Raw genomic sequence first — 23,783 nt, 5'->3', positions numbered from 1 at the left:
CCCCCCGCGAGAGGTGTCAAGAGTGTTACCGGGGTGCGCATTGGCCATCTCATGCCGCAATCGATCTTCGCCGAGCAGCGCCTTACAGTCGCCTACGACAAGCGTCGCAGCCCCCACAGCGGGTGCTCTTGTACGCCGTGATTCTCATGTGATATTCACCGTGTGATTACAACACGAACGGACGTTAAATCAAGCGCCGATACCCCTTCGAGTACCTCGGCTCGGGCGGGATCCCGCACGACGGAACGGACCAGCATCCATGCCACTGAACAGTGGGATCGACAGATCCAGAGGGTTGGGGCGACGCGCGATGCTCGGCGCCTCGGGAACGCTCGCGTTGGCGTTCGCCGCCGGCAACCTGTCGGCCGGCCGGGCCGGAGCCGCCGAGCGATTCACTGAGGACCCCTTCAGCCTGGGGGTCGCGTCCGGCGACCCCTGGCCGGACGGATTCGTCCTGTGGACCCGCCTCGCGCCTCACCCCCTCGCACCCGACGGCAACGGCGGTATGCCGCCCCACTCGGTCACGGTCCTCTGGGAGGTCGCCGAGGACGAGCGCTTCCGGCGTGTCGTACGCCGGGGACGGACCAAGGCGGTGGCGGAGCTCGCCCACTCGGTCCATGTCGAACTGACGGGCCTTCAGCCCGGCCGGCAGTACTACTACCGTTTCAGCGCCGGCGGTGTGATCAGCCCCGTCGGCCGCACCCGTACCGCACCCTCGCCGCACAGCCGGCCCAAGGAGCTGAACTTCGCCTTCGTCTCCTGCCAGGCGTGGTTCGAGGGCTTCTACACCGCCTATCGCCATCTCGCGCAGGAGGACATCGATCTCATCCTGCATCTCGGCGACTACATCTACGAGAACCCCATCGACGCCATGGGCGGCGTACGGCAGGTCCCCGTCGCCGCCGAGCTGCGCCCCGAGCCGATGGATCTCGCCCAGTACCGCAACCGGCACGCGCTGCACCGCTTCGACCAGGACCTGATCGCCGCCCACCAGGCCCACCCGTTCGCCGTCGTCTGGGACGACCACGAGGTGGAGGACAACTGGGCGGGCGACCACTCCAAGCTCGACAACGAGCCGGACCAGGACCCGGCGGTCTTCCGCCAGCGCGCCGCCGCCGCGTTCCAGGCGTACTACGAACATCTGCCGCTGCGCCTGCCCAACAAGCCCAGGGGCTTCGAGGCCCGGCTGTACCGCAAGCTGGGTTACGGGCGGATGGCCTCGTTCCATATCCTTGACACCCGGCTGTTCCGCGACGACCAGCCCTGCGGCGACGGTACGAAGAGCGGCTGCGACGAACGTCTCGACCCCGACCGCGGCATCCTCGGCGCCGAGCAGGAGAGCTGGCTCTACAACAGCCTCGGCCGCTCCGGGACGACCTGGAACTTCATCCCCCAGCAGATCCCCATGAACCAGGTCGACACCGATCCCGGCCCCGGCCAGTCGTTCGTGATGGACTTCTGGGACGGATACGCGTCCTCGCGGCAGCGGCTGTTCGACCAGATCGCCGCGCGTCATGTGAGCAACCCCGTCGTACTCACCGGGGACATGCACCGCCATCTCGCCGCCAATCTCCAGCGGAACTTCGACGACCCGGACTCCCCCACGGTCGGCGTCGAATTCGTCGGCACCTCCATCTCCACCAAGATGGACGGCATGGACCTCGACCCCTCCGGGGTGAGCCTGCTCGCGGCCAACTCGCATATCGAGTTCACCAACTACCAGCGTGGCTACGTCCGCTGCACGGCCACGCGGGAGTTCTGCCGCGCCGACTTCAAGGTGCTCCCCTACGTCACCCGGCCCGGCGCGCCCGTGTCGACCCGTATCTCCTATCTCACCGAAGCGGGACGGCCGGGGCTCCAGCGCGCCTGATGGCACGTCAGCCGCCTGACCCGTACGGCGGCGCTGCGGTTGCCGGGGCGGCCCCGGGCTCCCACGATCGGAGCGTGGGTGGCCGCCCTCGGCCCGTCCGCCGGCCCGTCCCGGCAGCTCCACTCCGGAGATCCGTCCCCGGAGACCCCGGAAATCCGCCCGGGCGGCCGTCACCCGGGCAGCGCACCCCCGCAGGGCGCTTATCTCACACCTGAGATAATCTTCCCCTATGGCAGACGACTACCTCGTACGCATCGGTAAGCTCATCCGTGACGCCCGTCAGCATCGTGGCTGGACACAGAGTCAGCTTGCCGAAGCTCTGGCCACCAGCCAGAGCGCCGTGAACCGCATCGAGCGCGGTAACCAGAACATCAGCCTTGAGATGATCGCGCGCATCGGTGAGGCGCTCGACAGTGAGATCGTTTCCCTCGGCTATGCCGGGCCCATGCATCTGCGGGTGGTCGGCGGACGCCGGCTCTCCGGCTCCATCGACGTCAAGACGAGCAAGAACGCGTGCGTGGCACTGCTGTGCGGCTCGCTGCTCAACAAGGGGCGCACGGTGCTGCGCCGGGTCGCGCGCATCGAGGAGGTGTTCCGGCTCCTGGAGGTGCTCAGCTCCATCGGCGTACGCACCCGCTGGATCAACGACGGCATGGACCTGGAGATCGTGCCGCCCGCCGAGCTGGACATGGAGGCGATCGACGCGGAGGCTGCCCGCCGTACCCGCTCCATCATCATGTTCCTCGGCCCGCTGCTGCACCGGATGGACGCTTTCCGGCTGCCGTACGCGGGCGGCTGCGACCTCGGTACGCGCACGATCGAGCCGCATATGATCGCGCTGCGCCGGTTCGGTCTGGACATCGCCGCGACCGAGGGCCTGTACCACGCCCAGGTGGACCACTCGATCTCGCCGGACCGCCCGATCGTACTGACCGAGCGCGGGGACACCGTCACCGAGAACGCCCTGCTGGCCGCCGCCCGCCATGACGGCACGACCGTCATCCGCAACGCCTCGTCGAACTACATGGTGCAGGACCTGTGCTTCTTCCTCGAAGCGCTGGGCGTCCGGGTCGACGGCATCGGCTCGACCACCCTGACCGTGCACGGCGTGCCGTCCATCGATGTGGACGTCGACTACTCCCCCTCCGAGGACCCGGTCGAGGCGATGAGCCTGATCGCCGCCGCCGTGGTCACCGAGTCCCAGCTGACGATCCGCCGGGTCCCGATCGAGTTCCTGGAGATCGAGCTCGCGGTACTGGAGGAGATGGGACTCGACCACGACCGCACCACCGAGTACTCCGCCGACAACGGCCGTACCCGGCTGGTGGATCTGACCGTACGGCCGTCCAAGCTGGAAGCGCCGATCGACAAGATCCACCCGATGCCGTTCCCCGGGCTGAACATCGACAATGTGCCGTTCTTCGCGGCCATCGCGGCGGTCGCCCAGGGCCAGACCCTGATCCACGACTGGGTCTACGACAACCGCGCCATCTATCTCACGGACCTCAACCGCCTCGGTGGCCGGCTCCAACTCCTCGACCCCCACCGCGTCCTGGTCGAGGGCCCGACCCGCTGGCGCGCGGCCGAGATGATGTGCCCGCCGGCGCTGCGGCCCGCCGTGGTCGTGCTGCTGGCGATGATGGCGGCGGAGGGTACGTCCGTGCTCCGCAACGTCTATGTCATCAACCGCGGTTACGAGGATCTGGCGGAGCGGCTGAATTCGGTGGGCGCGCAGATCGAGATCTTCCGCGACATTTGATGGGCGAGTGCCGCCGTACCCCGTCTGACCCGCTACTTAGCGGGTCAGGAGGGGGTCGGGACTGTCACCCCTCGGCAACAACTCCAGCAGACAGGCGTCGACCAGCGACTCAAGGGTGTCCTCGGCGTCGGCCGGGTCCGTCGCGGAGAAGGAGTTCGCCAGTACGACCTCGGCTCGGCTCGGCTCCGCGAAAGACGGCGAGCGCGTCGGCCGACCGTCCCGCCTGATACAGGGCTGTCATCAGCAGGCCGTAGGGCCGCTCGCGCAGCGGGTGTTCGGTGGTCAACTCGGTGAGTTCCGGCACGCATCGCGCCGCGTGGCCCAGTGCGAGGTCGTACGCGACACGCTCTTCGAGAAGGTTCAGACGCAGCTCGCCGAACCGCCGGCGCTGCCGCTCCGCGAACGGACCTGGCATGCCGGCGAACGGCTCGCCCTCCCACAACTCCAGAGCCTGCCACAGCAGTTCCCTCGTCTGCTCGGGCTTCGATTAGACCGTGCCGTGATCTTGAGGCACCGGTTGCATATGCGCGCGTACCAACCGAGGACCGCCGCCGGCTCCAGAAAGGCCAGGTAATCGCCTGGTCGCCGCCCGTAACGGTGGAGACGAACGCCGGCGGCGCAGATCCCGCGGCGGATGCGCCCCACTCGCGCCTCTCCCGCGCTCCGCCGTTACGGGCATATTCGCCGCAAAGAAACGTTCACGCAGGCCACAGGGCATCCGGGACGCCGGGCTCGGGGAACTCTTGCCACGGGAAACCGACCTTCGGTTCCCCGGAAAGGCCGGCATGCTCAAGCTCAACCGAATCACCGCCCTCACCCTCGCCCCCGCGGCAGCCCTCGCCCTCTACGCCGGGACCGCCACTGCCGCATCGGCGCCCGCCGCCCTGCCCGCTCAGGGGAGCACCCTCTCGGTGACGGCGCCCGCGGCAGCTGCCCAAAACGGTGCGGTGCGGACGGTCACCGCGTTCTTCGACCAGTACAAGAGCGCGGTCGAGGGCACCAATCCCCATATGAACCCGCGGGAAGTCCGCAACGAGTTCCTCACCGCCCGACTCAACGCGCGGCTCGACACATGGGCCGATGAACACTCCGCCGACCCCGTCTTCCGCGCACAGAACGTCCCGCAGGACCGGTCCGTCGCGCTCGGAGCAAGCAACCCCCGTACGACCACGGTGATCGTCACCCAGTACTGGCGCGGCGGCGACCCGACGAAGGTCCGTTACACCGTTCCCACTCCCGGAGGCAGGATCATCGACATCCAGGGCGCGTAGAAACAGCCCGAGAAACCCCGAAACCGGGCCGGGAGCCATCCCACCATTGATCCCGGTCCCCATGCGTCCGTCTTCTCACTATAGGAGGAGGCGGACGCACGCGACTCCGAGCTTGATTCATCAATGCCCCTGTGACTCACCATCAGGAGACCGTGGCCCGCCTCCTTGTGTCTCCGTTCCACCAGCACCTCGCCGCTTCCGGACAGGCCCGACATCAACCGGTTCATCACCTCGATGAAGATGTGGATGCGCGGCCTCGGCCGGCACCTGACCTGCCCCCGCTACCGGTAGCCCGTCCCGCACACGGTAATGCGCGCCCGTTACCTGCCGGATGCCGGCGTGGACGATGATCCGCTGACGCGGAGCAAGCCGACCTTCGTCATCGCTCCAGCCCCCATTGGTTCCGGTCGGCGGCAGCTGTGGGACGTCGCGGCTGTGGGAGTTCTCCGGGACTTCGCGCCCGAGCGGGGGCACATCTCACCCGCACATCTCACCCGCGCTTCGCCCTACCGCGGTGGACGGGCTCTGCCCCCCGGCCGCCCGCGACCCTGGCGGGCGGCGCCGACCGCTGTCAGCAGCCACAGCGCGACGGCGATCCACAGCAGGACGCGGCCGAGGGTCCCGGCCGCCGGCAGTCCGGCGGTCGCCGCCACCACGAGGCAGGCGACCGCGGTCATGCCGAGCGGGAACACCGTGGCCCAGCGCTGTACGTTGTACCGCGCCCGCGGCCACCGTGCCTCGGCGTACACCAGGACGGGCACCCAGGCGAGGCTGCCGGCGAGCAGGACGAGCGTGACCGTGCGCAGCGGCCCGTGAAGCGCCGGGACCCACCCAAGGGGGCCGCGCGGATCGCTGGCGTCTGTCAGTTTGGCCGCTGCCAGCGCGGAGATCGACAGCGCCCCGCCCGCTACCCAGTGGTCGCCCGCGCCCGTACGCACCTCGCGCCGGTCGAAGTGGGCCAGCGCCAGCCCGTACAACGCCACCCCCAGGCCGAAGAGCACCAGACTCGCCCAGCACAGCCACCGCGATCTCTCCAGTACGGCGAGGGTGCTCGCGCCCACGGCCAGGCTCTGCGTCGCCGCGCAGACCAGGAACACCACCCCCGGCAGCCGCCGGCCCCAGCCATGGATCACCGGCACCAGCAGCACCGGCCACAATGCCGCCGACAATGCCAGCGCCGCCACCGCCGCGAAACGCCACCCCTCCAGCGACAGACAGACGCTCAGCACACACGTCGACGCGACCGCCGTCAGCGCGGGCGGCGTCACGGCGTCGCGTCGCCACCGCTCCGTGCTGCACACCAGCCGCACGGTGAACGTCGCGGCGAAAGCCACCCACAGCGCGCCGGCGAAAATGAGCGCGACCGCGGCCAGTGCCCTATATCCCGTCAGGTCCAGCCCGACGGAGAGGACTCCGGTCGCCATCACGGCCGTCCCGGCCGCAGGCGTAAGTTCCTTCACCGCTCCACGGTGGAGCGCTCCGGTCGGGAGACCGTCCGTACACGCCGCGGCGGGGCCAAATGGCACTCAGCTCACGAGCACCTGAGCAACCGTCATCACGGGCGGACTGTGCGGAAGGAGGCTCCCCCGTTACGGCGAGCGTCGCCTCGGCCGCCCGCTCCGCTCTTGGTCGGCCTCTCTCCCGGGCCCCACGTATCCCGCCGGGCTCATCGACAGCCAGGCGGAAACGGTCGTACGAGCTGCGACTCCGCGGGCCCGCGCCGGGCGTTCTCCAGTTGTGCCCTCCTCAGACGCGGACCATGGTCATGCCGAGGTTCACGCCGCCCAGGACACCGACGAGAGCGTTCGGTGCCTGCTCCAGCCCCTCGATGACGTGGTAGAAGGGCTTGATCCGCCCTTCCTCCAGCCAGGACGAGTAGTCGCGGTCGGCTTCGCTGAAGTGCTCCGCGTAGGTCATGCAGGCGAACCCCTTCATCGTGAGGTCCTTGAGGATGAGCGTGAGCGGCACCCCCTTGGGTCCGCTCATCGGCTTGTCGCTGTCGTACTGAGCCGTGTTGCCGCAGAGCACGATGCGGCCCCCGTGCTTCATCGCATCCAGTGCGGCTTCGAGGACGGGTCCGCCTGTGTTGTCGAAGAAGAGGTCAACACCCTCGGGGCAGGTTTGCCGCAACTGCTCGGACAGGTTGCCGGCCTTGTAGTCGATGGTCGCGTCCGCCCCGACTTCCTGTTCCAGCCACGCGCACTTCTCCGGCCCCCCTGCGACGCCGACCACGCGGCAGCCCGCGATCTTGCCGAGCTGGACGACTGCGGATCCGACTCCACCCGCCGCCGCGGTGACCAGCAGCGTTTCGCCGGCGCGTGGCTGACCGACGTGGAGGAGTCCGACGTAGGCCGTGTATCCCGACTGGCCCATCAGGCCGATGTAGTGCTCTACGGAAGGCGCGCCGTCCCGCTTGGCGAGGCTCTGCGCGGGCATGGCGACGTAGTCCTGCCACGCCGACATCGCCTGCACCACATCGCCGGGTGCGAATGCTGGATCGTTGGAACTGACGACCTCGCCCACGGCGAGGCTCGTCATCGGCGTTCCCGCCTGGGACCCGAGCTCCCCGAGAAGGGGGCCGGAGTGCATGTAGGCCCGGTTGCCCGGCATGACGTTGAAGTACCGGTTGTGGACCAGGACCTCGCCGGGACCCGGCTCAGGGACGCCGGTCTTCCGCAGCTCGAAGATGTCCGTCGTCAGTTTGCCTTCCGGGGCCGCCGTGTAGATCCATTGCCTGTTCATCACTGTTCCTCCTGTGACGCTGTGCGTGTGGCCGCACTGGGGCGCGGCTTCCGTCGAGTCGATGGAGCCGGCAGGGCCCGGCCTCTGGTGGCGAAGGTCGTCACTCCGAGATAAACGGAGACTGTCTCCACTAGGAACTCACCCTAACACCCATCCGGAGACATTCTCCGGATCGGGGGGCGGTCGGGGCGACGTCGGCATGGGCCGCGACTCGGCTCGGGTGATGCGCGGCCATGCGGCCACCCCGCCATCACGGGGCCCTGAAGGTGAGACGGCTTTCGCATGCCGGAGCCCCTTGGGTACTATCCGGAGGATGTCTCCAGCCGTTATGCGGAGATGGTCCCCGCTTGATGACCGGATCTTCGAGGAGGGCGCTATGGCCACCGGTTCGGGCGCGCGTCCGCTGCGCGCCGACGCGGCACGCAACCGACGCTCGGTGATCGACGCCGCCCGCGACGCGTTCGCCCGGCACGGCGTCACCGCGTCCCTGGACGACATCGCACGCGCGGCCGGGGTCGGCCCCGGCACCTTGTACCGCCATTTCCCGGGCCGGGACGAACTGGCCCTCGCGGTGATGGAGGACGGCTTGACCGAGCTGCACCGGCTCGGCGTCGAACTGCTCGATGAGCCGGACCGCCTGAAGGCGGTCCACCGTTGGCTGGACGCTTACATCGAGCAGAGCAGCATGTACGAGGGCTTGGCCCGGACCTTGGCCAGTCCGCCGGCCGCCGCTGACGAGCACAGCGTCTGCTGGCGGGCGATCGAGGTCGGCATGACACTGATCCGCGGTGCGGCCGAGTCGGGCGCCCTCCGCGCTGAGACCGATGCGGAGGACGTGCGGGCCATGGCTGTGGCCATCGCCTGGGCGGACGGGGCACTGCCGCCCGACTCCGACCGTCGGGCCCGGCTGTTGCGGATGTTGCTCGACGGGATCTCCCCCCACTGACGACAGCACCCGGCCGCGTCGGGCCTCGGACACCCGGCGCGCCGGCCGCCACCAGTGAGGTTCCCCGCCGCGTGAGTGGCGCCAACCGGCCGGTCGGGGAGGGGGTTTGAGGTTCGATCGACGACGCGGAGCGCACGGCTCGGCCGGCCCTGCGGCACGCGCTCGCGCCGCAGGTCAAGGACGCGCGCGGCGACGAAGGCATGACGGTGCCGCACGCCACCGAACCATCCTCATCTCTGCTTCCTCGCGTCCCAGCGCACCGAGGTTGTCGAGATGGAACTTCTTGGCGTTGAAGGCGATCTGTTCGGCCCGACCGCGGAGAAGGACTCGGCGCTGATCGCCGCACTGGGACATGCCGTACTCGCTGAGGAGGAGCTCGCCGAAGCACTGCGCACCATACGGATGTTGAAACACCCGCAGTAAACGCAGCAAAGGAATCGAATGAATCCATGTCATGGTACGAGGCCGTGGTCGACTTCTCGCACCTTCCCCTTGGCAAGATTCCGTCGCGAATAACTGGTTCATGGAGCACATACGAGACCGACGAGAAGCGTGAGAACGATACTTAATCAAACGCCTGAGAGACAATGAGTCCCAGCGCGACACTCCAAGCTTGGAGGCCCGGCTGTGACTCGCTACGCGGATATTCCCAAGCTCATTCGGTCCGGGATCGTCATCGTCGATCCTGAGCGCGGCACTCCCCAGCGCATCATCGTGCCGCAGTTCAATCCCGACACCCTCGAACGCGTCGCGCCCCATGCCGCCGGCGGTAGTGGTGACTCCGGCGGCGGAGGTAGTGGAACCGGGGATCGGAACGAGGCACCGCAGCTCAAGGGGCCCGCGCAGGAAACACGGAAGTTCACCGCCGAGATCGACGCCACCGATCAGCCGGATGTCGCCGCGCCCGACGGGATTCACCTCCAGCCAGGCCGATGTCGATAACCACCCGGTGCAGTCGCCGCCAGCCGAGCAGATCCCAGAAGTTGCACTCTTGCAGAAGTAAGATGTCCGGGCGCAGGGGCCGTAGGAAGGCCATCCGGGGCTTCCAGCGGTCCGGTGCGCCTAAGTCTTGTCCCGTAATGACCTTCAAGTCGAAGGAGACGCCGCGGTCTCCGCCCAGGCCGGAAGAGCCGCCGGGGAAGGGGTGGTTGAGGGTGCTCCCGTTGCCGATGCTCGTTGTGTGCAGTGGCATCAGGTACTCGGCTTCGTGGCCGCAGTCACACCTCTCACGTTGATTCCCGGCACCAGCTTCACCCTTGTCACGCAGCAGGTGATCGCGGGTTCGCGGTCCGATGGCGCGCTCGTCTCGTTCGGCTCGGCGTGTGGCTCCTGGTACATGCAGCGTTCGCTGCAGTTGGCTTGTCGGCCCTTGTCATGTCGTCGGCGCAGGCGTTGACGGTGGTGAAGATCCTGGGCGGGATCTATCGCATCTGGTTGGGCGTGACCACGTGGCGCTCAGCTTGTCGAGGCATCGATGCAACGAGACGGGTGCGATGGCGCTCGCCGTGGACTCAGCTTGGGGGCTTCGGGCAAGGTCTGTGGTCCAACGTCCTCAATCCGAAGGCGGCGTCGGTCTATCTCACCCTCGTTCCGCAGTTCCTCACGTCCAGCCGTCCCATCGCGCCGCAGATCGCGGCGCTTGCGATCGCGCATGTGATCGTCGTCCTTGTCTGGCTGCTGTTGTGGACGTCGGTGGTGGCCGCCGCGCGTTCGGCGATCGACACGCCCCGGTTCCGGCGTGGAATGTGTCGTCTGGCGGGAGTTGTGGTGGTCAGCTTGGGGATTCGAGCCGCAACGGCGAGGTAAGCCCCTGCACCCTTTGGTTGTCCCGGAGGCGCCGGTCACGGGTAGATGATCTTCGTGTGACTGGTGTGATCACGGCGTCGGAGTCGTCCTGGATAGTCCCGTTCACCGGGCTGAGCCCCCGCCGTTTCGGGAAGCTGATGACCGCGCCGCGCCGTGAGGGTGCGGACGCCGCACCGCGGGGCCGGCCGTGGGCCTGCCTCTCCCAGACCGCGTGTTGCTGGTCACCGCGTACTGGTGGACGAACTTGACGATGCGCCAGCTCGCCCCGCCGTTCGGCGTCTCGAAGTCGACAGCCGCCTGATCGTCGTGGTCGGCGAGCCCCTGCCGGGCAACGGAAACGACTGCAAGGCGGGGGCGGAATCCGGCGCTAAGGCCGCCGTCGGTAAAACGCTGACGATGGCCGACGGCGGCTATCCGGGCACCGGGCTCCTCTTGCCCCCACGGCCGCACCCCGGGTGAAAAGTTGCCCCAGTGGAAGCAGGAGCACAACCGCTCGCACAAACAAGTCCGCGCCCGCGTCGAGCACTTCTTCGTCCGCATGAAGACCTGGAAAATCCTAGCTGCAGCATGGGCGTCGCCTGGGTTCTTCATGAACTCGATGCCGCCGCTGTCTTTACCTTCGGTCGCCGCGCTGGGCAGCATCGCGAAGAAGCGTGACAGTGCTCTGAGCCGCTCCACCGACAGTCATTGTTGGGACCCTGCATCTTCCAGGAGTTTCGTCCACACGAAACGGCTATTTCTTGTATAGGCAGGGCGAAGCGTGGAACCTACACACAGCGACCACGTACTCGCGAGGCCTGAGCGACCGTCATCAACAGGCCGCCCCTGCCCAGTACGTCTCGCCGGGAATCCGCTCTCTCACTGCCGTAGCAGAGCGGGGGTCATGAGGCTTGATTTCCGTTCTTTGGTCGCCTGATCGTGTGGGTCCCCAGGATCCGGGCCAGTCGGCTGGCGCGCCGGGGGTGCGCCGGGGGCGCGCGCCGAAGACCCGATGGCCCTGTGCACCCCCGCACGCTGACCAGGCGATATTGCTACCAGTAGTTGATCCACAGCATGCTGTTACAGGCGTCTCCGCTATGCGGGGTGCTCGCGAACGTTCCACTTGGCGACCCATGAACGACGGGGTGAAATGTCCGGTTCTTCGATATCTGGCGCGGGCCGGCCCCCTTCAGGGCGGGACGCGCGGGACACCGCACGTGCGCTGCTGGCCCGGGCCGCCCATCCCCTGTTGCTGCTCTCGGTCGTGGTCGTCTTCGCCATGACCGCGCGGCACGGCTGGGACCCGAGCCGTGTCACCTTCGTCTTTCAGCTCACGATGCTCTGCTACCTCGCGGGGCTGGAGCGGCTGATCCCGTACGAGCGCACCTGGCACCCCAGTCGGCGGGAGTGGCGCTGGTACGCCGTGTACTACCTCCTCACGGCGGTGGGCGGCGGGCTGGCGCAGTCATTGGTGGTGGCCGCTGTGGGCGTCGTGGCCACCGCCGAACCCGCGCTTCCGCTCTGGGGCGAGATACCTCTCGCCCTGCTGCTGGGTTCGCTGGCCAGCTATGTCGTGCACCGGCTCGGACACACCAATCCGTGGTTGTGGCGACTGCACGGCGTGCATCATGTGCCCGACAAGGTCAACGTCGCCAACAACGGCGTCAATCACGTCATGGACGTTCTGATCTCCCAGGGCTTCACTCAACTGGCACTGGCCCTCGTCGGGTTCTCGCAGACGGCCGTCTTCGGAGTGGGCCTGTTCGTCGTCGCCCAGGGGTATTTCGTCCATGCCAATGTCGCCGTGAGGCTCGGCCCGCTCAACCATGTCTTCGTGGGGCCCGAACTGCACCGGCTGCACCACAGCACCGATCTGGCCGAGGCCGGGCACTACGGCTCCGACCTCTCCATCTGGGACCGGGCGTTCGGCAGCTTCACCTGGCGGCCCGGTCGCGAACCGGCCGCGGTCGGCCTCGTGGACCCGGATTCGTTCCCCGGGACCGGCTCGATCGTCGCCACCCTGGTGCATCCCTGGCGACGGTCGGCGAAGGCCGGTGAAACCGCGGGCTGACCTCCCAGCTCCCAGCTTTCGCGAACACATCGCTTTCGCGTCGCCCGTACCGCACCCGCTCTCCGCCACCGCATCGGCGCTGAGGCCCGGGTGCCCGTGCCTGCCCTTCGTGCACGTTGCGTGTTGACGACTCAAGGACCCTTCCATGGCTGAATCGCTCCCCACCACGCCTCCCGAGAAGATCGCACTCATTGGCATCGGCTGCCGATTCCCCGGCGGAGCCGGTGACCACCGGACCTTCTGGCAGAACCTGCTGGACGGGAAGGACTGCATCACACCGACACCACGCGACCGGTACGACGTGACCGCCCTCGGCAGCCGGGACAGGACCAAGCCCGGCCGTCTGGTGGGTGGCCGGGGCGGATACATCGACGGTTTCGACGAATTCGATCCCGCCTTCTTCGGTATCAGCCCCCGCGAGGCGGACCACATGGACCCACAGCAGCGAAAGCTGCTGGAGGTGACCTGGGAGGCGCTGGAGGACGGCGGCCAGAAGCCGGCCGAACTCGCCGGAGGCGATGTCGGTGTGTTCATCGGCGCGTTCACCCTGGACTACAAGATCCTCCAGTTCTCCGACCTCCGGTTCGACACCCTCGCCGCGCACACGGCGACCGGCACGATGATGACAATGGTGTCGAACCGCATCTCGCACTGCTTCGACTTCCGCGGCCCCAGCGTCTCCATCGACACCGCGTGCAGTTCATCCCTGGTCGCCGTGCATCTCGCCTGCGAGAGCCTGCGCCGAGGTGAGAGCACCCTCGCCCTGGCCGGCGGCACCCTGCTGCATCTGACGCCCCAGTACACGATCGCCGAGACCAAGGGCGGCTTCCTGTCCCCGGAAGGCCGCTCCCGTACGTTCGACGCCGGCGCGGACGGATATGTGCGCGCCGAGGGCGTCGGTGTCGTAGCGCTGAAGCGTCTGTCCGACGCCCTGCGGGACGGTGATCCGATCCACGCCGTGATCACCGCGAGCGGGGTCAACCAGGACGGCCGCACCAATGGCATCACGGTACCCAGCGCCGACGCCCAGGTCACCCTGATCGAGCGGGTGTGCGCCGCGGCCCGGATCGCACCGGGCAGCCTCCAGTACGTGGAAGCCCACGGCACCTCCACCCCGGTCGGCGACCCCATCGAGGCCGACGCGCTCACCCGGGCCCTGGCCATCGGCCGCGAACCGGACGCTCCCTGTTATGTCGGCTCGGTCAAGACCAACATCGGGCACACGGAGTCGGCCGCCGGAATCGCCGGTCTCATCAAGACCGCCCTCAGCATCGAACACCGCACGATCCCGCCGCACATCAACCTGGAGCGGATCAACCCCGCTATCGACCTCGACGCCGCGCCCTTCAGCATTCCGGCGCGGGTCACCGACTGGCCCGCGCACAAGGGCCCGGCGCGGGCCGGCGTCAATTCGTTCGGCTTCGGCGGCACCAACGCGCACGTCCTGCTGGAGGAGGCACCGCCGTCCACCGCCGAGGCGCGGCCGTCGGTACCCCGCCCGCGCCACAGCGTCCTCCCGCTGAGCGCGCGCGACGCGTCCGCCCTGCCCGTACTGGCCGAGGCGATCCGCCGGGAGCTGGCGGAGCCCGCCGCGGGCGCCCCCGGGCGGGCCGTGCCCCTCGCGGACCTCGGTCACACACTCGCGCACCGCCGCCAGCACCATGACGCCCGGCTGTCCGTCGTCTACTCCTCCCGTGACGACCTGGACGACGCGCTCGCGGCGCATGTACGGGGCGAGGCCCACCCCCGCGTGCTCGTGGGCCGACGGCGCGAGGACCGACGGCGGCCGGCGTGGGTGTTCACCGGCATGGGCCCCCAGTGGTGGGGCATGGGCCGCGAGCTGTTCGCCTCGCAGCCCGTCTACCGGGACGCCGTCGTACGCTGCGACCGCGAGATCGCCGCGCTCACCGGCTGGTCCCTCATCGAGGAGATGAGCGCGGACGCGGCCGACTCCCGGATGGCGGAGACCTGGCTCGCCCAGCCCGCCAACTTCGCCGTACAGATCGGCCTCGCCGCGCTGTGGCGCGCTCATGGGGTGCACCCCGGCGCGGTCGTCGGTCACAGCACGGGTGAGGTCGCCGCGTTCTACGAAGCGGGCGTGTACAACCTGCGCGACGCGGCGCGGATCGTCGTGCACCGCAGTCGTCTGCAACAGCGGCTGGCGGGTACCGGAACGATGCTCGCCGTGGGCCTCACGGAGGACGAGGCGGCGCGCCGCCTCCAGCCGTACGGCGACCTGGTGTCCGTCGCCGCGGTGAACAGCCCGGGCGCGATCACCCTCGCCGGGGATGAGACGGCCCTTGGCGCACTCGCCGAAGAGCTGCGCGCGGAGAAGGTCTTCGCCAAGTACCTCACCGTCCGCGTGCCCTACCACAGCGCCCGCATGGGGGAGATCAAGGACGAACTGCTGTCCTGCCTCTCCGGCATCGAACCACGCCCCGCCCAGGTGCCGCTTTACCTCACCGCGCGTGAAGGCCGGGCCCATGGCACCGAACTCGACGCGGACTACTGGTGGAACAACGTCCGCGACCGCGTCCTGTTCCGCTCGGCCGTCGAGCGCATGGCCGACGACGGCCACCGCGTCTTCCTGGAGATCGGCCCGCATCCCGTACTGGCCCACGCGATCAGGGAATGCCTGGCGAACAGACCGGCCGAGCAAGGCGCGGAGGTGGTGACCCTGCCCTCCATCCGCCGTGAGGAGGACGAGGAGATCCGCTTCACCACCTCGCTCGCCGCGCTCCACAACTCCGGCTTCGACATCGACTGGGGCGTGCTCCAGCCCGCGGGAAGGCACGTACCGCTACCGGGCTACCCGTGGAAGCGCGACCGGTACTGGACGGAACCGGATCCCGTGGCGCGGGTCAGGCTCGGCCGGGTCGACCACCCTCTCCTCGGCCGCCGGCTGGCCACCGCGGAGCCGGTGTGGGAGACGGAGCTCGACCTTGAGACCGCCCCGTACCTGGCCGACCACCGCATCCAGGGGCGAGCCGTGTTCCCGGCCGCCGGCTACCTCGAAATGGCCGCTCAGGCGGTACGGACCCTGACCGGCGGCACCGAGACCGCGCTCGGCGACATCGAACTGCGCAAGGCTCTGTTCCTTCCCGATGACGCGCCCCGCACCGTGCAGTTGGCGTTCTCCCTGGAGGACTCCTCCTTCACCGTCGCGACCGGCACCGGCGAGAGCGGGGAGCGCGTGGTCCACGCCAGCGGTGTGGCCCGCGCCGACCACCGCCCCGCTCCGCCGGCGCCGCTGGACATCGACGCGGTCAGGGCACGCGGCGAGCGTCATCTCGACAGCGGAGCCTGCTATGCCTCGCTGAGCTCTCTCGGCTACCACTACGGTCCCGCGTTCCAGGGCATCGAGGAGGTGTGGACCGGCCGCGGCGAGGCGCTGGCCCGGATCCGCCCGCCCGAGGCCATCGGCGACGCCGCGGCGCGCCACCATGTCCATCCCGTCCTGCTCGACTCCTGCTTCCAGGCTCTTCTCGCCGCCGGGAGCCTGGACGGTCCGCGCGCCCTGCCCGCCCCGGCGGGGGACGACGGCCGGGCGGGCGGGTCCACCGGCATCCTGCTGCCCCTGTCCATCGCCGAGGTACGCACCGGCCCGGTCGGCGACCGGCCGCTGTGGGTCCATGCCACCGTCACCCGGCGGCGGAACGGCGAACTCGTCGGGGACATCGCCCTGTACGGCGACGACGGCCTCCCGCTGGGCCAGGTCAGCGGTTTCCGGGCCGCCGACGTGGAGCAGGCGTCGGCCGCCGTCGGGCTGGGCACGATCGACAACTGGCTCGCCGAACCCACCTGGACCGCGTGCCCTCTTGAGTCCGATCCGGCCACCGCTCCCGCGCCCGGCGGCTGGCTGCTGTTCGCCGACGCGCCCGGCGGAGTCGCGGACGCGCTCGCGGAGCTCGTCACCGCGGCCGGAGGCCGCTGTCACCTCGTACGCCCCGGCGACTCGTACACGATCGGCCGAGGCGCGCGTACCTCGACCGTGCTGCCCGGCAGCGCCGACGACCTGCGCCGGCTGCTGGCCGATCTGGCGGAGGACTCGGAGGGTTCCGATCCCGCCATGGCCGTCGACACCGTCGTGCACCTCTGGAATCTCGATCTGCCGGCCCTGGACGAGACCGAGCGCGGGCGCCTCGAAGAGCACAGCGCCACCGGGGCGTACTCCCTGGTCGCCCTCGCGCAGGCGCTTCAGGAGGACCGGCGGCAGATCGCCGCGCCCGCCGCTCTGCATATCGTCACACGCGGTACACAGGCCGCCGATCCCGGCGACGCCGTCGAGCCACTGGGCGCTCCGGCCTGGGGCATCGGCCGCGTCCTGCGCCACCAGGAACTGACCGCGCATCGGGGCAAGCTGATCGACCTCCCCCTCGTACCGGACGGCGCGCGGGCGGCCGACGGGCGAGGGGCGGAGGCGCGGTCCCTGCTGGACGAGATCCTGACGGCCGCCGCGCATCCCGGTCAGTACGAGGACGAGATCGTTCTGCGCCGAGGCCGCCGCCTCATCAGCAGGCTCACCCGCCCCAGCGGCCTCACCCGCCCTCTTCCGCCGCGGCTGCGGCCGGACGGCGCCTATCTCGTCACCGGGGCATTCGGCGCCCTGGGCCGGCTCCTGTGCCGCTTCCTCGTGCGGCGCGGTGCCCGTCACCTCATCCTCGTCGGCCGTACCCCCCTCCCCGACCGCGCCACGTGGCGTGAGCTGGACAGCGACTCGCCCGCCGACCGCAACGCGCGGTTCGTCAAGGAGCTGGAGGCCCTTGGCGCGCACGCGGTCCACGCGCGGCTCGACGTCAGCGACGAACCGGCCCTGGTGGCGTGGCTGGACGCCTACCGGAGCCAGGACGCCCCGCCCGTGCGCGGCGTGTTCCATCTCGCCGGGCACGTGCGGGACACGCTCGTGCCCGCCATGGACCGAGCGGCCTTCGACTCCGTACTCGCGCCCAAGGCGGCCGGTGCCTGGCTGCTCCACCGGCAGCTGCGCGACGCACCGCTCGATCACTTCGTCCTCTTCTCTTCGATCGCCTCTCTGCTCACCACCGCGGGCCAGACCAACTACGCGGCGGGAAACGCCTTCCTCGACGCGCTGGCCCACCACCGCCGCGCCCGCGGACTGCCCGCGCTCAGCATCGACTGGGGCCCCTGGGCGACCGGCATGATCGAGGAGCTGGGTCTGGTCGAGCACTATCGCGCCGGCCGCGGTATGAGTTCGCTCTCGCCGGACGCGGGCATGGCCGTGCTGGAGCGTGTCCTCGGCCAGGGGCGTCCCCAGCTGCTGGTCGCCACGGTGGTGGACTGGAAGGTCTTCCTCGCCTGGTACGCGTCGCCGCCGCCGCTCGTCACGGAACTCGCCGACAGCGCCGGCACCGGCACCGGATCCGACGAGGACGGCAGCTTCCTCGATGTCTTCCGCGCTGCGGACGAGGAGCGCCGCGCCGAGTTGGCCGCCGAGCGGTTCACGGTGATGGCCGCCACCGTGCTGCGGGTGCCCTCCGAGCAGGTCGAGCGGACGAACAGCCTGGCCGCCCTCGGTCTCGACTCGCTCCTGGCGATGGAGCTGCGCGCTCGCGTCCTCGCCGAGACCGGTGTCGCCCTGCCTCTGGTGGCTCTGCTCAGCGGCGCTCCCGCCGCCGAACTGAGCGGTCAGCTGCACCGGGCGGCGGCTCTCGTCGCGGAGACGGCGGAGATGGCGGAGACGGCGGAGACGGCGGACACCTCGGGTACCGCCGCCGCGGTCGAGATGTACGAGGACGAGTCCTGTCATCCCCTCACCCAGAACCAGAAAGCGCTGTGGTTCCTCAAGCAGCTCAACCCCGACGGCTTCGCCTACAACATCGGCGGCGCCGTCGAGGTCAGGACCCGGCTGGAACCGGAGCTGATGTTCGACGCCGTCCGTGCGCTCGTGGCGCGGCATCCCATGCTCCGCGCCAACTTCTCGCTGGAGGACGGCCGTCCGGTGCAGCGGATCTCGGCCGCGGGCGAACCCGACGTGGGGCTGTTCGACGTCCAGGACCGGGACTGGAACGACATTCACGATCTGATCGTCCGCGAGTACCGCCGGCCGTACGACCTTGAGAACGACCCGCTGATCCGGATCCGGCTGTTCAAGCGCGGCCCGGACCGCTGGATCATCATGAAGGCCGTCCACCACATCATCTCGGACGCCGTCTCGACCTTCACGTTCATCGAGGAACTTCTCTCGCTGTACGAGGGGACGCGCGAGGGCCGCCCCGTCGCGCTGCCGCCCGTACCGGCCCGGTATCTGGACTTCCTGAACCGGCAGAACCGGTTCCTGGCGTCTCCCGACGCGCGGCGCATGCTGGACTACTGGCGCGGCAGTCTGCCCGCCGAGGTGCCGGCCCTCGATCTGCCCACCGACAAACCGCGGCCGGCGGTGCAGACCCACAACGGCGCGTCCGAGTTCTTCGTCCTGGACGCGGACCTCAGTGCCCGCGTGCACGCCCTCGCCCGTGAGCACGACGTCACGGTCTACATGGTGCTGCTGAGCGCCTACTACGTCCTTCTGCACCGCTACTCGGGCCAGGACCGGATCATCGTCGGCAGCCCGGTGACCGGCCGCACCGATGAGGAATTCGCCGCCGTCTACGGCTACTTCGTCAATCCGCTCCCGCTGTACGCCGACCTGTCGGGCGCCCCGTCCGTCGCCGCGCTGCTCTCCCAGGTCCGCCGGATCGTTCTGGGCGGGCTCGACAACCAGGAGTACCCGTTCGTCCTGCTCGTGGAGGAGCTGGGCCTTCAGCACGACCCGAGCCGGTCGGCGGTCTTCCAGGCGATGTTCATCCTGCTGGCCCACAAAGTGGCCTCCGAGCAGTACGGATACCACCTGGACTACATCGAACTCCCCGAGGAGGAAGGCCAGTTCGACCTGACGCTGTCGGCGTACGAGGACGAGGCGGAGCGGTGCTTCCACTGCGTCCTGAAGTACAACACCGATCTCTTCCTGCCCGAGACCGTGGGCCGGATGGCCGAGCACTACGTGAATGTGCTCGACGCCCTCACCCGCGCGCCCGCCGAGCGGCCGGTGGCCCGTCTCGACCTGCTCGGCGCCGAGGAACGCGCGCGCCTCATCCATGACTCCACGGCGCTGGGGCGCTCACTCCCCCACGACAAGCCGGTGGACCAGCTGATCTCCGAGGCCGCCGCCCGCCACCCGGACGCCGTCGCGGTCTCCGTACCGTCCGAGACGGGCGGCACCGAGCATCTGACGTACGGCGAGCTGGAAAGCCGGGCCCGGCGCCTGGCCGGCCGCCTGGCCGACCTGGGTGCGGGGTGCGGGGATGTCGTCGCCGTGTGCCTGCCCAAGTCACCCGGGCTGATCGTCACCTTGCTCGCCGTCCTCAAGGCCGGCGCCGCGTATCTGCCCCTCGATCCCGACCATCCCACCGACCGGCTCGCCCTCATGCGGGACAACGCGGGGGCGGCCCTCGTCATCACCGGCGCCGCGGACCGGGAACGGCTCGCGGCCCCGGGGGTCCAGATTCTCACCGATGTCCTCGTGGCGGACGGCCCCGCCGGGGCGGACGGCGGCGCGCCACTCCGCTACGGGCCCCGCACCGATCCGGACTCGCCCGCCTATGTCATCCACACCTCCGGGTCGACGGGCCGCCCCAAGGCCGTGCGCGTCAGCCACCGCGCCCTGGCCGCCGTGCAGGCCGCCTGGCAGGAGGAGTACGGCCTCGGCAGGGAGCCCGGTGTCCATCTCCAGCTGGCCGCCGTCTCGTTCGACGTGTTCACGGGCGACCTCGTCCGCGCCCTGTGTTCGGGCGGCCGGCTGGTCCTGATCGGCCGCGATCTGCTGCTCAACACCGCCCGGCTGTACGAGACGATGACCGCCGAGGGCGTCGACTGCGCCGAGTTCGTCCCGGCCGTCGCCCGCGCGCTCATGGACCACTGCGCGTACGGCGGCCACCGGCTGGACTTCATGCGGCTGCTGATCGTCGGCTCCGACGCGTGGAAGGTAGAGGAGTACGAGCGGTTGCGCGGCCTGTGCGGCCCGGACACCCGGGTGATCAATTCGTACGGCCTGACCGAGGCGACGATCGACAGCGCGTATTTCGAAGGCCCCACGGAAGGACTCGAACCGAACCAGCAGGTGCCGATCGGCAAGCCGCTGCCGAACTGCTCCCTGCACATCCTGAGCGACCACCACGACCCCGTACCGCCCGGCGTCACGGGCGAACTGTGGGTCGGCGGCGCGGGTCTCGCCCTCGGGTACGCGGGCGACCCCGAACAGACCGCGGAGCGCTTCGTGTCCCTGACCCTGGACCGCGGTCCCGGGGCCGCCCCCGAGCGGCTGTACCGCACCGGCGATCTGGCCCGCAGGGACGCCAGGGGCCTGATCCACCTCCTCGGCCGCGCGGACGCGCAGCTGAAGGTGCGCGGCCACCGCATCGAACCCGGCGAGATCGAGTATCCGCTGATGTCCCTGCCCTGCCTCGCCCAGGCCGTCGTCACGGTCCGTACCGACGCCCGGGGGGAGGCGGCCCTGTGCGCCTACTACGTACCGGTGGCGGGGAGCGAGCCGGACCCGGGCGAGCTGCGCGGTCATCTCGCCGAGCGGCTGCCCACCTATCTCATCCCGGCCTACTTCACCGCGCTCGACACTCTGCCGCTCACCTCGAACGGCAAGGTCGACGTCGCCGCGCTGCCGGAGCCCCGGGCCGAGTCCGGCGAGGAGGGCCATGAACCACCGGTCACGCTCTACGAGGAGCGGATGGCCGCCCACTGGCAGTCCCTGCTCCCGCTGGGAGAAGTGGGTCTGCGGAGCGACTTCTTCGCCTCCGGCGGCAGTTCCATCAAGCTCATCGAGCTGATCCACCGGCTCCAGGCCGAGTTCAACATCACCGTCCCGGTCAGCCTGCTCTTCAAGGTCACGACCCTGCACGGCATGGCCAGGACGGTCGAGGACATCATCACCGGCAGGATCTCCGGCGGCCGGCCCTATCTGTTGTTCAACACCGGCCAGGGCCCCACGCTGTTCTGCTTCCCTCCGGCCGGTGGACACGGACTCGTCTACCGCCGGTTCGCCACGCAGCTGCCCCAGTACGAACTTGTCGCCTTCAACCACGTCGACGGCGACGACAAGGTGATCCGCTACGCGGACCTCATCGAGACACTGCGCCCCGAGGGTCCCTGCCCCGTGTTCGGGTACTCGCTCGGCGGCAACCTCGCCTTTGAGGTCGCCAAGGAACTGGAAGGGCGCGGACGTGAGGTTCCGCATGTGGTGATCATGGACTCGTACCGCATCCTGGAGGCCCACTCGCTCGCCGCCGAGCACGTCGAGGCGTTCGAGCACGAGCTGCGTGGCCATCTGCACCGCCACACCCGCTCCACGGCCGTCGCCGACGAAACGCTCGCCCAGGCCAGGGAGTACCTGGACTTCTGCGGCCGCACCCCCAACCTCGGCACGGTCGCGGCGACCGTCAGCGTGATCTCCGACGAGCGGAAGGCGGCCCTCTACTCGGCGGGCCGGCGCGGCACCTGGCACGGCAGCTCGACCACCCGCACCGAACTGCTACGGGGCCGCGGCACACATGCCGAAATGCTCGACGAGAAGCATCTCGCGCGGAACGCGGAACTCACCGTCGCCATCCTCACCGGCGTCACCGGTCTCGCCGGAGGTGAGACGCATGTCGCGTGAGAGCAGGCCCGTGTGGCGGCGGCGTGAGCGAAGTCCGGGCGACAAGCCCCGGGTCATCATCGTCGGCGCCGGCATCGGAGGGCTGTCCACCGGCTGCTACGCCCAGATGAGCGGCGCCGAGACCCGTGTCTTCGAACGGCACGTCCTGCCGGGGGGCTGCTGTACGGCGTGGTCCCGGCAGGGCTTTGTCTTCGACTACTGCATCGAGTGGCTCACCGGCACCGGCTCCGGCAACGACGCCAACCGGGTGTGGCGGGAGCTGGGGGCCCTGGACGGCAAGACCATCGCCAACTTCGAGATGTTCAACACCGTGGTCGACGACGCCGGGCGGGCGGTGACGTTCTACAACGACCCCGACCGGCTGGAGAAGCACCTGCTGGAGATCTCGCCCGTCGACGCACGGCCCATCCGGGCCTTCTGCCGTGATCTCAGGCGCTTCATCGGCATCAACCACTATCCGTTCATCACTCCCCCGCCTCTTCGGACGCCCAGGGAGAAGCTGGCCGAACTGCGCGTGATCCTGCCGGACTTCCTGCTGTTCTGGCGGACCGCCGTGACCCGTATGGAGCGCTTCTCCGACCGGTTCCAGGACCCGCTGCTGCGCCGGGCGTTCCCGTTCATCTTCTTCCAGGACCACGAGGTCTTCCCGCTGCTGCCGTACCTGTTCAACATGGCCAGCGCCCACCACCGGAACGCGGGCTTCCCGCAGGGCGGTTCGCTGGGCCTGGCCAGGTCGGTCGAAGAGCGGTACACCTCGCTGGGCGGGCGGGTCGACTACCGCACCCGGGTGGCGCGCGTCCTGGTGGAGAACGATCGTGCGGTCGGTGTGGAACTGCGCGGTGGCGAGCGGCACTACGCCGACCACGTCGTCTCCGCCTGCGACGGCTACACCACGATCCACGGGCTGCTCGACGGCCGGTACACCAGTCCCAGGGTCGACAAGCTCTTCCGGATGATGGACCGCCCGGAGCTCGTCTACTCCGGGGTCGTCTCCGCCTTCGTCGGGCTCAAGGGCGAGTTCGACCCCGCGGAGAGGCACAGCACCACCTATCTGCTGTCCGACGAGGACAGCGCCGCCCTGCCGAGCGTGCTGCAGAAAAGCATGGTCGTCCAGCTGCGCTCCCGCTACTCGGACGGTTTCGCCCCACCCGGCAAGTCGGTCGTGCACTGCACGTATTTCAGCGACTACGCGTACTGGAAGGACTTGCGGCGCACCGACCGCAAGGCGTACTGGGCGCGCAAGCAGGAGGTGGCCGATTTCGTCCGCGCCTTTCTGGAGCGGCACCACCCCGGCATCGCCGAGACCATCGAGGTCATCGATGTGGCCTCCCCCACGACCACCGAGCGGTACACCGGTGTGCGGGGCGGCAGCATCCTGGGCTGGAAGTCCTTCACCGACGCCGACGACGTGATCACGGAACTGATCAACAAGGACCGGATGCGGCTGCCGAGCCTACGAGGTTTCTCGCTGGCCGGGCAGTGGTTCGGCGGCGGCAGCCTGATCCGCGCCGCCGCGAGCGGACGGTTCGTCACCCAGTTCATCTGCCAGGAACTGGGGCTGGAATTCCGCGCCTGGGAGAGCGGCGGAACGGAGCCGTGGCATCCGGGAAAGCTGGGCCGGCTGCCGCAGCTCGAACAGCGGGGTGTCCGGTGAGCGCATGGTGAGCGCCCGGGA

General features: G+C 69.4%; 11 protein-coding genes and 3 pseudogenes. 11 read left to right on the top strand and 3 right to left on the bottom strand.

The genetic code is table 11. From position 1 onward, the window contains the following. Positions 1-259: 259 nt before the first annotated feature. Positions 260-1,870: an alkaline phosphatase D family protein gene (locus ACFRMN_RS07480; protein WP_383014696.1), complete on the top strand. Its 1,611-nt coding sequence runs from the start codon at positions 260-262 to the stop codon at positions 1,868-1,870. Positions 1,871-2,099: 229 nt separating this feature from the next. Beyond that, the gene (locus tag ACFRMN_RS07475) at positions 2,100-3,629 is read left to right on the top strand and encodes a helix-turn-helix domain-containing protein (RefSeq protein ID WP_383014693.1); all 1,530 of its coding nucleotides are present in this window, start codon (positions 2,100-2,102) and stop codon (positions 3,627-3,629) included. Positions 3,630-3,738: 109 nt separating this feature from the next. Here ACFRMN_RS07475 and ACFRMN_RS07470 read toward each other — a convergent pair. Continuing rightward, a pseudogene (locus ACFRMN_RS07470) lies at positions 3,739-4,101 on the bottom strand (BTAD domain-containing putative transcriptional regulator); the annotation flags it as partial. 313 nt (positions 4,102-4,414) lie between these two features. Here ACFRMN_RS07470 and ACFRMN_RS07465 point away from each other — a divergent pair. Further along, on the top strand, positions 4,415-4,900 hold the full coding sequence (locus ACFRMN_RS07465) for a hypothetical protein (RefSeq protein WP_383014691.1): 486 nt from the start codon (positions 4,415-4,417) through the stop codon (positions 4,898-4,900). Positions 4,901-5,406: 506 nt separating this feature from the next. Here the strand turns inward: ACFRMN_RS07465 and ACFRMN_RS07460 are convergent. Beyond that, complete coding sequence (locus ACFRMN_RS07460) at positions 5,407-6,360, bottom strand: tellurite resistance/C4-dicarboxylate transporter family protein (RefSeq protein WP_383014688.1); 954 nt, start codon at positions 6,358-6,360, stop codon at positions 5,407-5,409. A gap of 286 nt (positions 6,361-6,646) precedes the next feature. Further along, complete coding sequence (locus tag ACFRMN_RS07455; protein WP_383014685.1) at positions 6,647-7,642, bottom strand: NADP-dependent oxidoreductase; 996 nt, start codon at positions 7,640-7,642, stop codon at positions 6,647-6,649. A gap of 376 nt (positions 7,643-8,018) precedes the next feature. Here ACFRMN_RS07455 and ACFRMN_RS07450 point away from each other — a divergent pair, with 376 nt between their 5' ends. The 8 genes and pseudogenes from ACFRMN_RS07450 to ACFRMN_RS07415 all read left to right on the top strand — a co-directional run bounded on the left by ACFRMN_RS07450 (position 8,019) and on the right by ACFRMN_RS07415 (position 23,762). Beyond that, a complete protein-coding gene (locus tag ACFRMN_RS07450) occupies positions 8,019-8,588 on the top strand; it encodes a TetR/AcrR family transcriptional regulator (protein WP_383014682.1) in 570 nt (189 codons plus the stop codon). Positions 8,589-8,861: 273 nt separating this feature from the next. Next, positions 8,862-9,011, top strand: coding sequence for a hypothetical protein (locus ACFRMN_RS07445; RefSeq protein WP_383014679.1), 150 nt, complete (start codon positions 8,862-8,864; stop codon positions 9,009-9,011). Between the two features lie 204 nt (positions 9,012-9,215). Continuing rightward, positions 9,216-9,512, top strand: a pseudogene (locus ACFRMN_RS07440) (hypothetical protein); the annotation flags it as partial. A gap of 450 nt (positions 9,513-9,962) precedes the next feature. Continuing rightward, positions 9,963-10,394, top strand: coding sequence for a LysE family translocator (locus tag ACFRMN_RS07435; RefSeq protein WP_383014676.1), 432 nt, complete (start codon positions 9,963-9,965; stop codon positions 10,392-10,394). Positions 10,395-10,450: 56 nt separating this feature from the next. Beyond that, a pseudogene (locus tag ACFRMN_RS07430) lies at positions 10,451-10,953 on the top strand (transposase family protein); the annotation flags it as partial. A gap of 570 nt (positions 10,954-11,523) precedes the next feature. Next, a complete protein-coding gene (locus tag ACFRMN_RS07425) occupies positions 11,524-12,444 on the top strand; it encodes a sterol desaturase family protein (protein ID WP_383014673.1) in 921 nt (306 codons plus the stop codon). Positions 12,445-12,589: 145 nt separating this feature from the next. Continuing rightward, positions 12,590-22,108, top strand: coding sequence for an amino acid adenylation domain-containing protein (locus ACFRMN_RS07420; RefSeq protein WP_383014670.1), 9,519 nt, complete (start codon positions 12,590-12,592; stop codon positions 22,106-22,108). Further along, the gene (locus tag ACFRMN_RS07415; RefSeq protein ID WP_383014668.1) at positions 22,098-23,762 is read left to right on the top strand and encodes a phytoene desaturase family protein; all 1,665 of its coding nucleotides are present in this window, start codon (positions 22,098-22,100) and stop codon (positions 23,760-23,762) included. Before ACFRMN_RS07420 ends, ACFRMN_RS07415 begins: the two co-directional genes overlap by 11 nt. Positions 23,763-23,783 lie beyond the last annotated feature (21 nt).

Origin of the sequence: Streptomyces sp. NPDC056835, from assembly GCF_042789485.1 — a bacterium.
Taxonomy (GTDB): domain Bacteria; phylum Actinomycetota; class Actinomycetes; order Streptomycetales; family Streptomycetaceae; genus Streptomyces.
The sequence above is the reverse complement of the archived record's forward strand: the minus strand, read 5'-3'. Positions and strand labels throughout refer to the sequence as shown.

Coding starts and splice junctions, on each gene's coding strand:
- ACFRMN_RS07475 (WP_383014693.1), top strand. CDS start 2,100: ATGGCAGACGACTACCTCGTACGCATCGGTAAGCTCATCCGTGACGCC.
- ACFRMN_RS07445 (WP_383014679.1), top strand. CDS start 8,862: ATGGAACTTCTTGGCGTTGAAGGCGATCTGTTCGGCCCGACCGCGGAG.
- ACFRMN_RS07425 (WP_383014673.1), top strand. CDS start 11,524: ATGTCCGGTTCTTCGATATCTGGCGCGGGCCGGCCCCCTTCAGGGCGG.
- ACFRMN_RS07465 (WP_383014691.1), top strand. CDS start 4,415: ATGCTCAAGCTCAACCGAATCACCGCCCTCACCCTCGCCCCCGCGGCA.
- ACFRMN_RS07420 (WP_383014670.1), top strand. CDS start 12,590: ATGGCTGAATCGCTCCCCACCACGCCTCCCGAGAAGATCGCACTCATT.
- ACFRMN_RS07435 (WP_383014676.1), top strand. CDS start 9,963: ATGTCGTCGGCGCAGGCGTTGACGGTGGTGAAGATCCTGGGCGGGATC.
- ACFRMN_RS07415 (WP_383014668.1), top strand. CDS start 22,098: ATGTCGCGTGAGAGCAGGCCCGTGTGGCGGCGGCGTGAGCGAAGTCCG.
- ACFRMN_RS07450 (WP_383014682.1), top strand. CDS start 8,019: ATGGCCACCGGTTCGGGCGCGCGTCCGCTGCGCGCCGACGCGGCACGC.
- ACFRMN_RS07480 (WP_383014696.1), top strand. CDS start 260: ATGCCACTGAACAGTGGGATCGACAGATCCAGAGGGTTGGGGCGACGC.
- ACFRMN_RS07455 (WP_383014685.1), bottom strand. CDS start 7,642: ATGAACAGGCAATGGATCTACACGGCGGCCCCGGAAGGCAAACTGACG.